The following is a 9,488-nucleotide window of genomic DNA, read 5'->3' as shown; positions in this document are numbered from 1 at the left end:
TTCCGTCCCGCTCCCAACGCCAAACCAGCCCCCGCACCGGACGCGGGACGGATCGGACCACCTCCCCCACCCCCCGCCCCCCCCCCCCCGGCCCCCCCCCCCCCCCCCCCCCCCCCGGCGCCGGCGGCTGCGCCCCCACCAGCAGCGGCACCACCCGACGCCCCCGCACCCGAGGCACCCGCTGCGGCCTGCCGTCCACCGCTGGCACCTTGCGCCGTGCCACCGCCAGGCTGGCTCTGGGTGGGCGCACCCGACGGGCCGGAGCCACGGGCCGGCGAGCCCTGCCCCCCACCGGCAGCCGAAGACGTGCCGGATGCGCCGGCGGCACCATTCGACCCGGCCGGTCCGCTAGAGCCCGCCCGACCGGCTGACGGCGACGAACTCGACACACTCGACGAACCGCCGCCAGAGCCCAGCCGGCCCGACGAGATGGCCCCCGTCGGCATGGCGGCAGCCGCCCCCGCGGCCGCCGACCCGGCACCGCCACCCGACCCGGACGCCACCGCACCCACCATTGGGGTCACAAACCGCATCAACGCCGGCAACGCCACCAGCGCCAGCATCATGAGCACCAGGCCCGTGATGACCGACACCACACCCGTCCCGTCGTCACGGAACGTCTGCGTCCCGACCAGTTGGAACGCCGTCGCGTAAATGATGGCGGCGGCCGGCTTGTACAAAATGAATGCCACCAACCAGCCGACTGCTTTGCGGAACCAACCCCGGCCGGTTTCCGTCATCGTGAACGATGCAGAGAACGGCAGCACGCCCGCGAGGATCACCAACATGCCACCCCGGGCCACCATGAGCACGATCTGCACCAGCGCGGCCAGCAGGGCGATGATTCCCAGAAAGATCACCAGAATGGCTCCCAGGCCGCTCATGCTCGACATCGCCAGCAGGTTCGTCACGTTCTTCCCGAAGCACGCCTGATCCGTGGTCACGTCGCACGACAGGGAGGCATTGATAATCCACTTCGCGAACCCATCCGCCGCGGTCACCAACAGGCCGATCACCGTCGTGGACATGCCCGCGACCACTAACAGGGTCAGCAGGCCGCGGATAATGTCGCGGCCGGGCTCGGCGCGCTGGGTCCACACCATGCGAATGGCACCGATAACCACCGCGATCATGGCCGCCACACCCATGTACCACCACAGCGATGACTGCAAGAACAGGACGGCGCCGGCCGCGTTCTGCGGACCCGACGGCATGAGACCCGACACCAGGGCCGCCGCACCCGAGATCAGCACCACCGCGCCCAGGATCACGCCTAGCCGGCCCACAGCGACGATCCCCTGCTCGCGGCCGCGTCCCAAACGGGTAGCCAACAGGGCACCCAATCCGACGAGGGACATCACGCAGATCACTAGGGCGATCCACCGCACATAGCCGATCACCGTCGTGAGCCCCTCAGACCCCGGCGCGGAACTACCCGCCGCGATCGGGGACGACCCGCCGGTGCCCGTCAGGTCCGGCGTGCCGATGTTCACCCACAACGTCCCCAACGAGGCAACAGCCTTCCCCACCGCCTCATAGACAGCGTTCGCCAAATTGCCGATCGCATCACCCAACATGCTCGACATCGCGTCGCCCGCGCAGGCACCCAAGTTGGTGAGAGAGCAATCAGCCATTAGAGCCCCACATCACATAGCCGGACAAATCTGCGATCGTCGAAAAACTAAAGGGGCTCTGCATATCGGCGTTGGCCTTCCAATCACCGTCCTGCCACACCAGGTAGTACACAGCAGAAGCGTCAAACGTCTTGCCACTCCCAGACACCTGAAGAGCGATGTCAACGGTTGCGGCAGACATCGAATAGGTCAGGACGTGGAACCCGACGATGTGATACCGCACGCTCTCATCGGAGGTGCTAGTTGTGCTGCCCACCCCTGAGAGGAGCTGGTCACGGTATGTGCCAGAGCTAATAGCCTCAGGCGCCCACGCCGCGACCTTGCTCCGATCGGGGTCGCTGGCCGCGGCAACGGTATTAGCGGCCATGTAGAGGGCTCCGGTTGGCGAGTGTTGGAAGCAGGTGCGGATGCCCTGCTCGTCGGTGCGCCCTGGCCCGTACTTCTTGTTCGTCGGGTAGGCGACCGTGCCCTCGTACTGCCACTGGTCGACCGTCGGGGCCGTGGTGAGCGTTCCCGAGCGCACCAGGCCGCTCAGTCCGCACACACTCGCGTCCGCGCTACGCGGGGACTGCTCGGTCACCGGTGGTGAGGTGACCGTCGACGGCGCGGCACCCGCCGGAGCAGCGGCCGGGTGGCGATTGAACAGGATCACCGCCAGCACGCCGAGGATCACAATGGCCACGATGACGGCGGCGGCCAGAATAAAACCTGGCCGCCGGAAGGTGCTGTGCTGTGGGGTGCTCATCGACGGCTCCCACTCAGGTCAGGAACCCGACCATGGAGGCGGCCGCGCCGATGACGATGACACCGATGAGGGCCTTGCCGATCCAGCCCGCCTGCTCGCCGCCCTCGCCGCGATGATATTTGATGGCCATCATGCCGCCCGCAGCGATGAGCCCGGCGATGCACATCACGAGCCCGCCCCACTTCAACCAGCCCAGCAGAGTGACCACCCCGCCGGTGCCCGGTGGCTGCACCGGGTCCGGGTTCGGCACATCGGCGTTCAACGCCTGGAGCTGCATCCGCACGATCAATCCGGTTAGAACATCACGCATCATTCCTCCTCTTATGCTCGGCACGCTGTGCCACTAGTGTGCGCAAATCTCGTGCAAGGCCAGCAAGCTGGTGCCCGTGCGAGACAGTCGGCGGTTCTCCGAGCCGCCACGCCTCGATCCACGGCACACGCCACACGCGTGGGACACCACCGCTGACCACGCGGGCGAGGTCGCGGAGCGCGCGCGGCTGGCGTCCCGGCGCGTCCGCGACGATCACCAGGCCCATCAGGTCCACCCCCGGCACACCACCCGACGCCCACTGGCGGGCCGCAGCCTGCGCTGCCAGGAGGCCCCGCGCGCTGGAGCGCGTCACCAGCAGCACCGGGACGGTAACCGTCCCCTGTGCCGGCCACATATGCCCGGTCGCCCGCCATGTCTCGTCCAGGGCGGCGATCGACGACTCGCCAGCCCCACCATGAACACCCACCACATACAAGACCGACCCCGCCGGGACCAGACCAATTGGAAGCCTCTCGTCTACAGGTGGGGCCGCCACCCCTGGCTGCGGAGCGGCAGGGCCGGTCGCGGGCGATACGGCGGGCTCGACTGGCACGCGAGGAGCCTCGTCCTCGCCGTCATGCGACACCCACGGGTTGCGTTTTTCCGACACGCGCCCACCTTCACCGATAATGACTCTCAGAGTGATCTTAGCTCAAAGATAGCACGATCGAACGAGGAGAAAAAGAGTTGCTAAAAATAGAAGACTGGTGCTGTAATGTGCAAATTGAGCTAAGATCCTCTACATGGACGCGCGATTGTGGGTGCATCCGGTGAGCAAAGAACTCGACGCCATGTTCGAGGGCCTGCCCAGGACACTCAACGTCTCAGATGCAGCCGACCTCCTCGGTGTCAGTCGGCCGACTCTCTACAAGTGGCTCAACGAGGGTGCGGTCCCCGGTTACCGGGTGTCCAAGGTGTGGTTCATTCTCCGCGATGAGTTGAAGGCGACGTTGGAGGCGGGGTGGAATCTGCGGCCGGGGTCCGACACCGGCGGTGCAGACGAGAAGCCGGACGACCCGGACGGCACGGAGCCAGACAAGTAGAGGCGGGTATGGGACAGCACGGGGGACGGTGGATTGCAGTCGGCGCAGCTCTGGTTCTCTGCGTCCCCCTGGCGCTCCTGGCCCTGGTGCTGGTCACCTCGAACCAGACGTCAAGCAGCACGGTCAACGGGGCCGTCAGCGGCGTGCCCTCACAATATGAAGCAGCGGTGAGCAAGGCCGGCACCGTGTGCCAGGCGATCACCGCCCCCGTGCTCGCGGCCCAGATCGCACAGGAATCCAACTGGAACCCCCAGGCCCGCAGCGGCGCCGGCGCCGAAGGCATCTCCCAGTTCCTCCCCGCCACGTGGGCCAGCGCCGGTGTCGACGGGGACGGCGACGGCAAAGCCGACATCTGGAACCCTGCCGACGCGATCATCAGCCAGGGCCATTACATGTGCGACCTCGCCAGCCAGGTCCAGCACGACCTCGACACCAAGCGCGTGCACGGCGACCTCGTGTCCCTCACTCTCGCCGCCTACAACGCCGGCCTTGGCAACGTGGAGGCATCAGGCGGCAGCCCCGGTATCAACGAGACGATCACGTACGTCAGCACGATCCTCGGCAACGCCACCCACTACCTCTCCGGCGGCGCCAGCGCGGTTGCCGGAGACGTCCAGAGCGCCCTCACCTGGGCCAAGGGCATCGCCGCCGACAACTCCTACGCCTACGTGTGGGGAGGCGACGGCCAGGCGGACGGCGGCTACGACTGCTCCGGGCTCACCCAGGCCTACGCCGCGAAAATCGGCGTCAGCCTGCCCCGCACCGCCGCCGACCAGTCCACCATCGGCCACCAGGTCAGCCAGGAAGCCGCCCAGCCCGGCGACCTCATCTTCTGGGGCGCACCCGCCTACCACACCGCCATCTACCTCGGAGACGGCCAGATGGTCTCGGCCGACAACGAAGCCGACGGAATCAACACCGAAGCCGTGTGGGGCACCCCAACCCAGTACAGGAGCCTGCGATGAAACACGCCACCCTCCTCCTCGCCGCCGCCTTGGCCGCCGGTCTTGTCCTCGCCGGATGCACCCAGCAGCACCCCGCCGCCACGAGCACTCCCACCCCGTCACCCAGCACACAGCAGGCCAGCCCGGCACCCAGCAGCACCGCCCCGATCCCCGCCACCACCTCCCACGCCGCGCCGGACGGAACAGCCATCCCCGGCGGCAAGGCCACCTGGCTGCCGAGCCTGCCCGACCCGCGCACCGTCGACCGCACCGAGGCGGGCCAAGTGCTCCGCGCCTCGGTCATCACCACCCTCACGTGGGACACCACCGTCGACAAGACCAGCGCCTACGCCGACCAGCGCGCCGCCATCTACGCCACTCAGGCGCAGCGTTCGGCCCAGGACCGCTACGACCCCGACACCGCGAAAGGGCAAGGCACGTTCATCGAGGCCGCCGGCCACCGCGCCTACACGACCGTTACCGTGACGGGCATCACCACCGAGGGCGAAGACCCCGACCAGGGCGGCAACATCCGCCGGATCGTCGCCTACCAAGTCACCACGCAGCCCCGCGACGGCACCCGAGCCTCGACCACCAGTGGCCACGCCTGGGTCACCCTCACCCACGAGTCCGGCCGCCTGGCCGTCGACACCGCCCTCTACCGCAGCGACCAGTAAGGAGAATCGAACCATGACCACGGAATCCAGCTGGCCGAAGGTCACCGCCACCACCAACGCGGACGGCAGCGGCGATGTCACCGTGGGCGGCACCCACCACCCGCTCAACGAAGCCACCCTCGACGCCGCCCGTGCCACCGCCGTGCACATCATCGCGGACACGGCCGCCAGCCTCGGACGGCCCCTCCACGCCATCACGATCGACCCGGACGGCACCTGGCCCCTCATCATCCAGCCCGACGGCACAGTCACCGAAGACCCCGACCGGACCGCACAACCCGCCGCTGCCGCACCCACTGGCAAGCGCTCGGTCCAAGAAGACCCGGCCACCGAGCCGGCCCTGGACGACGCCGCTGGCGGGGCCGACGCCTGGGTCCACACCCACATCGACCCCGAGCCGACCCCGCTGGCCGAGGAAACCGAGCCACACCTGGCCGCCCAGGGCGAAGTGCAAGGCCGCCACAGCTTCCTCAAGGTCCAGCAAATCGAGCAGCCCGCCACCCAGGGATGGCGAGGTCTGGCCACCAGGCTCGGGCTGCGCGTCAGCCCCAGTGAGGACGAGCGCGCCGAGCGAGCCGACGTGCACGCCGTCTCCCAGCACTGGCCCGGACCCCGCACCATCGTCGTCGCCAACGGGAAGGGCGGGGCGGGGAAGACCCCAACTGTCGTTCTGCTGTCCGCCGTGTTCGCCCGCTACGGCGGCGCCGGCGTCCTCGCCTGGGACAACAACCAAACCCGAGGCACCCTCGGCTGGCGGACCGAGCAAGGCCCCCACACCGCGACCGTGTTCGACCTACTCCCCCAGGTCCAGCGACTCCTCGGCACCGGCGCCCAGAGCGCTGACCTGGCGCACTACGTGCACCACCAGACAGCCGACCGGTTCGACGTGCTGCGCTCCAAGCCCATCCAGCTGCGCGCCGACCAGCGCATCCGGCCCGAGGACGTCGACGCCATCTGGGACGTTGGCGCCAAGTTCTACAGGGTGATCGTCGTCGACACCGGCAACGACGAGTCCGACGCCGTGTGGCTGGCTGCGCTCGAGCACGCCGACCAGATCGTCGTGCCCACCACCACCCGCGCCGACCACGCCGAAGCCGGCGCCCTCCTCCTCGACGCGCTGCGCGGCCGGGACCAACACTCACGCCAGCTCGCCGAAGACGCGGTCGCCATCGTCACCCAGGCCGACCCCCGCGCCAGCAAAACCGACATTCAAAACGTCGTCGACGGCTACAGCAGCCTCGCCCGCAACGTCGTCACCATCCCCCACGACCCCGCCATCGTCGACGGCATCCTCCAATGGGACTCGTTACGCCCCGCCACGCAACGCGCATGGCTCCGCGCGGCCGCCGACGTCGCCCAAGGACTCTGACACGCAGACAGAGGAATGCGACACACCCGCGTGTCCTCCCGTGTACATGTACAGTCGCCCCCATAGAATGGACGCTATGACCAGCCAGTTCCGGCGCGACCGTGGAGCACCTACCGTGGCGCTGCACATCTTCGTTGCGCCGGATGTGAAAGCCAAGCTCGACACCTACGCCCACGCCAAGGGCGCCCCCCAGTGGGCAGTCCTTGAGGCAGCGATCCGCGCGGGCGTCCCTGGCCCAGATGGTTGGCCACAGGGATGGGAACTTCCAGCCCCGGACAGCACCCAGCCCGAACTAAACATCGAGGAGGACAAGACGGAGAGCGCGTAGACACATAGACCCCCGTCCTTGGCGGGACGGGGGTCTGAAGAGTGAGTGCTTGACCTGTCGAAGTTTGGCGACAGAGACCAGATCAAGCGAACAACATCCGAAGCGCCGGTTTGGCAACCGGCGATCGGTGCCCCTTGGCAAGGGCCCAGCCCAGCACCAGAAGGTGCCGGGTCCACAACAGAAGGGATTTTCTATGCCCCGAACTGAAGGAACATCTACATGATACCAACAGATGCCGATAACCGTGACGCTACGCATATCGACGCGGCGTGGCGGCTCACCGCCGTGTTGAGCTCGCGCCCTGAGGTGCGCGTGGCCGCGACGGATGGCACGAACTCCTATCCCCGCCAGGCCCCGGTAGCCGGGCCGGCACCGGCCGGCCCCTGGGCGATGTACCTAGCCGACGCCGAGGGCCGCTACCACTACGTCGGGCTCGACCTGGACGCCCACGAGGGCGGGGACGGGCAGGCACGCCAGGACGCGGAGACGATCGGGCAAGTACTCACGGCAGCCGGGATCGCTCACGTGGTGTGCGAGTCCGGCCCCTCGGGGGGCCGCCACGTGTGGATCGGGCTGGCCGAGCCGGCCGAGGCGCAACTCGTGCGCGACGTCGCGCACAGCGTGCAGGGCCTGTGCCCCAGCCTGGACGCCACTCCCCTGCTCAATCCGACGACAGGGTGCCTACGCCCGCCCGGCGCGCCCCACCGCCACGGCGGTGCAAGCCGCGTGATCGCCGGGGACCTCACCACGCTCACCCAGCCGGCCACCACGCCCGGCCAGCTCGTCGCGCTGGCCAGCCGGATCAACACCCACCTGGGTGACACGGCGACGGTCACGTCGGCACCGCACGCGGCCGAGCTGCGCCTGCCCACCGACGACGAGGGGCGGCCGTGGCTGCCCGGCACCCGCCGGCCACTGCCCGCCAAGAGCCGCGCCGCCCTCGACACCTCCCTGGCCCCCAGGGCGGACGCCTCCCGCGTCCTGTACGTCATCTGCCTGGGCGCGGCCGCCGCGCACTGGCACTTCCACGACCTGATGCCGCTCGTGGCCACCGCCCCCGGCATGGAACACGCCCGCACCCAGCGGGTCGACCACGACTACTCCCGCCGCCGGCCCCGCCCGGCCCACGGCCAGCAATCCCCCGAGGCCGTGCTCGGCCGCATCTGGCAGGCCGCCGTCCGGTGGGTCGCCACCCACGAGCGGCAGGCCGGCGACGACCCCACCTTCGACCCCAGGGCCGAGCAGATCGCCGCGACCGTCGAGGCCGTTCAGCGGCGTGCCGACGCGAGCCCCGGCCGGTGGACCCGGGGCGGTGGCCCGGCCGACCGGCGTGTCCTCGACGCCCTGTGCCTCCTAGCGCTCCAGGCCATGACCCCGGCGGTGGAGGCCGACACCCGCCGGCTCGCCCTGCTCGCCGGAATCGGCCGAGACACCGCCCGCGTCGGCCTCATCCGCCTCGCCGCCGACACCTGGATCGCCCAGGTGCGCCCCGGCGAAGGCAGACACGCCGCCACCTGGACAATCGCCCCCCAGACACCATTCCCCGGAGGGATCGACACCACCCGGGCACAAGGGGCTGCACGCCCCACAGGGGCGGGCAGCCGATGGCGAAACCAACTCCTCACCAACCTCCACCACCGATTCGACCTCGCCACCCACGACCTCTTCACCACCCCCCACGCCCTGGGCCTGGCAGCAGGCAACCTCTACGCCCGGCTCGGAGAAGCGGCTGAGGCTACGACCGACCCGGCTCCCCTGATCGAGCGACTCGCCCAGACCGAGCTCATCGTCCTGACCCAAGATGGCTGGCACCGCACCCGACCACACATCCGGGACCGAATCGCGCGACGCCTCGGCGTCGAGGGGCGACTCGCCGCGCGGAGGAGCCGCTACACCGCCGAACGCGACCTGTGGAACTGGTGGCAAGCCGAACTCGAATGGATGACCACCCCCGGACGCCACAAACGACGCTCCCAGCCCACCGGACAGATCGCCTTTACCCTCGGCCGACCCTGGGACCTTTATCCCCCCTACCCGCGCCGGCCGGACGGCCGAGCAGACCACCACGCCGCACGCCTCGCCCTCGCAGCAGGAGCCCTCGACCACCTCCACCAGGACCTCCCGGCTGCCGCCTGATCACAACAAGGCTGCCATACCACCAGTCACGCCGTGACCCAGCCACCGGCCTCGATGGCAACTGTGGGCGGGCCGAAGGGCCGTCCACAGGCGGCAGAAATGTCTTCTCCCCCACTCCCCTTGCCCCATGGCCGCTGCGCAGCCTCGTGTCCTGGCACACCTGTGGACGGCCCAGCTCGAGGTGGCTGGCCCGCCCACACGTGCACAGCCCACGACCAACAACGACGGTAAAGCCGACACCCAGATCATGGGCCGGGCCCGGCGCGGCCGGCAGCCCCGGGGGGGCGCGCGCGCCCGCGCGA

10 protein-coding genes are annotated in these 9,488 nt (G+C 69.3%); 6 read left to right on the top strand and 4 right to left on the bottom strand.

Annotated elements, in window-relative coordinates:
* From ABF648_RS07795 to ABF648_RS07780, 4 genes are all read right to left on the bottom strand, one after another.
* Positions 1-1,634, bottom strand: a 1,634-nt coding sequence (locus tag ABF648_RS07795; RefSeq protein WP_415631727.1) for a hypothetical protein, incomplete at its 3' end; no start/stop codon positions are given.
* Positions 1,627-2,379 carry a hypothetical protein gene (locus ABF648_RS07790; RefSeq protein ID WP_415631726.1) on the bottom strand — a complete coding sequence of 251 codons (753 nt, stop codon included), beginning with the start codon at positions 2,377-2,379 and terminating at the stop codon, positions 1,627-1,629. The genes ABF648_RS07790 and ABF648_RS07795, both read right to left, overlap by 8 nt.
* 13 nt (positions 2,380-2,392) lie before the next feature.
* Positions 2,393-2,689: a hypothetical protein gene (locus ABF648_RS07785; RefSeq protein WP_415631725.1), complete on the bottom strand. Its 297-nt coding sequence runs from the start codon at positions 2,687-2,689 to the stop codon at positions 2,393-2,395.
* Positions 2,682-3,116: a DUF6668 family protein gene (locus tag ABF648_RS07780; RefSeq protein WP_415631728.1), complete on the bottom strand. Its 435-nt coding sequence runs from the start codon at positions 3,114-3,116 to the stop codon at positions 2,682-2,684. Before ABF648_RS07780 ends, ABF648_RS07785 begins: the two co-directional genes overlap by 8 nt.
* Positions 3,117-3,432: 316 nt before the next feature.
* Between ABF648_RS07780 and ABF648_RS07775 the strand changes: the two genes are divergently transcribed.
* The 6 genes from ABF648_RS07775 to ABF648_RS07750 all read left to right on the top strand — a co-directional run bounded on the left by ABF648_RS07775 (position 3,433) and on the right by ABF648_RS07750 (position 9,186).
* A complete protein-coding gene (locus ABF648_RS07775) occupies positions 3,433-3,732 on the top strand; it encodes a helix-turn-helix domain-containing protein (protein ID WP_415631724.1) in 300 nt (99 codons plus the stop codon).
* Between the two features lie 8 nt (positions 3,733-3,740).
* Positions 3,741-4,697, top strand: coding sequence for an NlpC/P60 family protein (locus tag ABF648_RS07770; RefSeq protein WP_415631723.1), 957 nt, complete (start codon positions 3,741-3,743; stop codon positions 4,695-4,697).
* Positions 4,694-5,353: a hypothetical protein gene (locus ABF648_RS07765; protein WP_415631722.1), complete on the top strand. Its 660-nt coding sequence runs from the start codon at positions 4,694-4,696 to the stop codon at positions 5,351-5,353. Before ABF648_RS07770 ends, ABF648_RS07765 begins: the two co-directional genes overlap by 4 nt.
* Before the next feature lie 13 nt (positions 5,354-5,366).
* Positions 5,367-6,722 (top strand): AAA family ATPase, encoded by a 1,356-nt coding sequence (locus ABF648_RS07760; protein ID WP_415631721.1) that lies wholly within the window; start codon positions 5,367-5,369, stop codon positions 6,720-6,722.
* A gap of 76 nt (positions 6,723-6,798) precedes the next feature.
* Positions 6,799-7,050: a hypothetical protein gene (locus ABF648_RS07755; protein WP_415631720.1), complete on the top strand. Its 252-nt coding sequence runs from the start codon at positions 6,799-6,801 to the stop codon at positions 7,048-7,050.
* Between the two features lie 219 nt (positions 7,051-7,269).
* Positions 7,270-9,186, top strand: coding sequence for a hypothetical protein (locus tag ABF648_RS07750; protein WP_415631719.1), 1,917 nt, complete (start codon positions 7,270-7,272; stop codon positions 9,184-9,186).
* Positions 9,187-9,488: the final 302 nt, after the last annotated feature.

It is taken from the genome of Propionibacterium sp. (assembly GCF_047719395.1).
In the GTDB taxonomy this organism is placed as follows: Bacteria; Actinomycetota; Actinomycetes; order Propionibacteriales; family Propionibacteriaceae; genus Propionibacterium.
This window is presented reverse-complemented; position numbering and strand designations above follow the sequence as displayed.

Coding starts and splice junctions, on each gene's coding strand:
- ABF648_RS07790 (WP_415631726.1), bottom strand. CDS start 2,379: ATGAGCACCCCACAGCACAGCACCTTCCGGCGGCCAGGTTTTATTCTG.
- ABF648_RS07785 (WP_415631725.1), bottom strand. CDS start 2,689: ATGCGTGATGTTCTAACCGGATTGATCGTGCGGATGCAGCTCCAGGCG.
- ABF648_RS07775 (WP_415631724.1), top strand. CDS start 3,433: ATGGACGCGCGATTGTGGGTGCATCCGGTGAGCAAAGAACTCGACGCC.
- ABF648_RS07770 (WP_415631723.1), top strand. CDS start 3,741: ATGGGACAGCACGGGGGACGGTGGATTGCAGTCGGCGCAGCTCTGGTT.
- ABF648_RS07765 (WP_415631722.1), top strand. CDS start 4,694: ATGAAACACGCCACCCTCCTCCTCGCCGCCGCCTTGGCCGCCGGTCTT.
- ABF648_RS07760 (WP_415631721.1), top strand. CDS start 5,367: ATGACCACGGAATCCAGCTGGCCGAAGGTCACCGCCACCACCAACGCG.
- ABF648_RS07755 (WP_415631720.1), top strand. CDS start 6,799: ATGACCAGCCAGTTCCGGCGCGACCGTGGAGCACCTACCGTGGCGCTG.
- ABF648_RS07750 (WP_415631719.1), top strand. CDS start 7,270: ATGATACCAACAGATGCCGATAACCGTGACGCTACGCATATCGACGCG.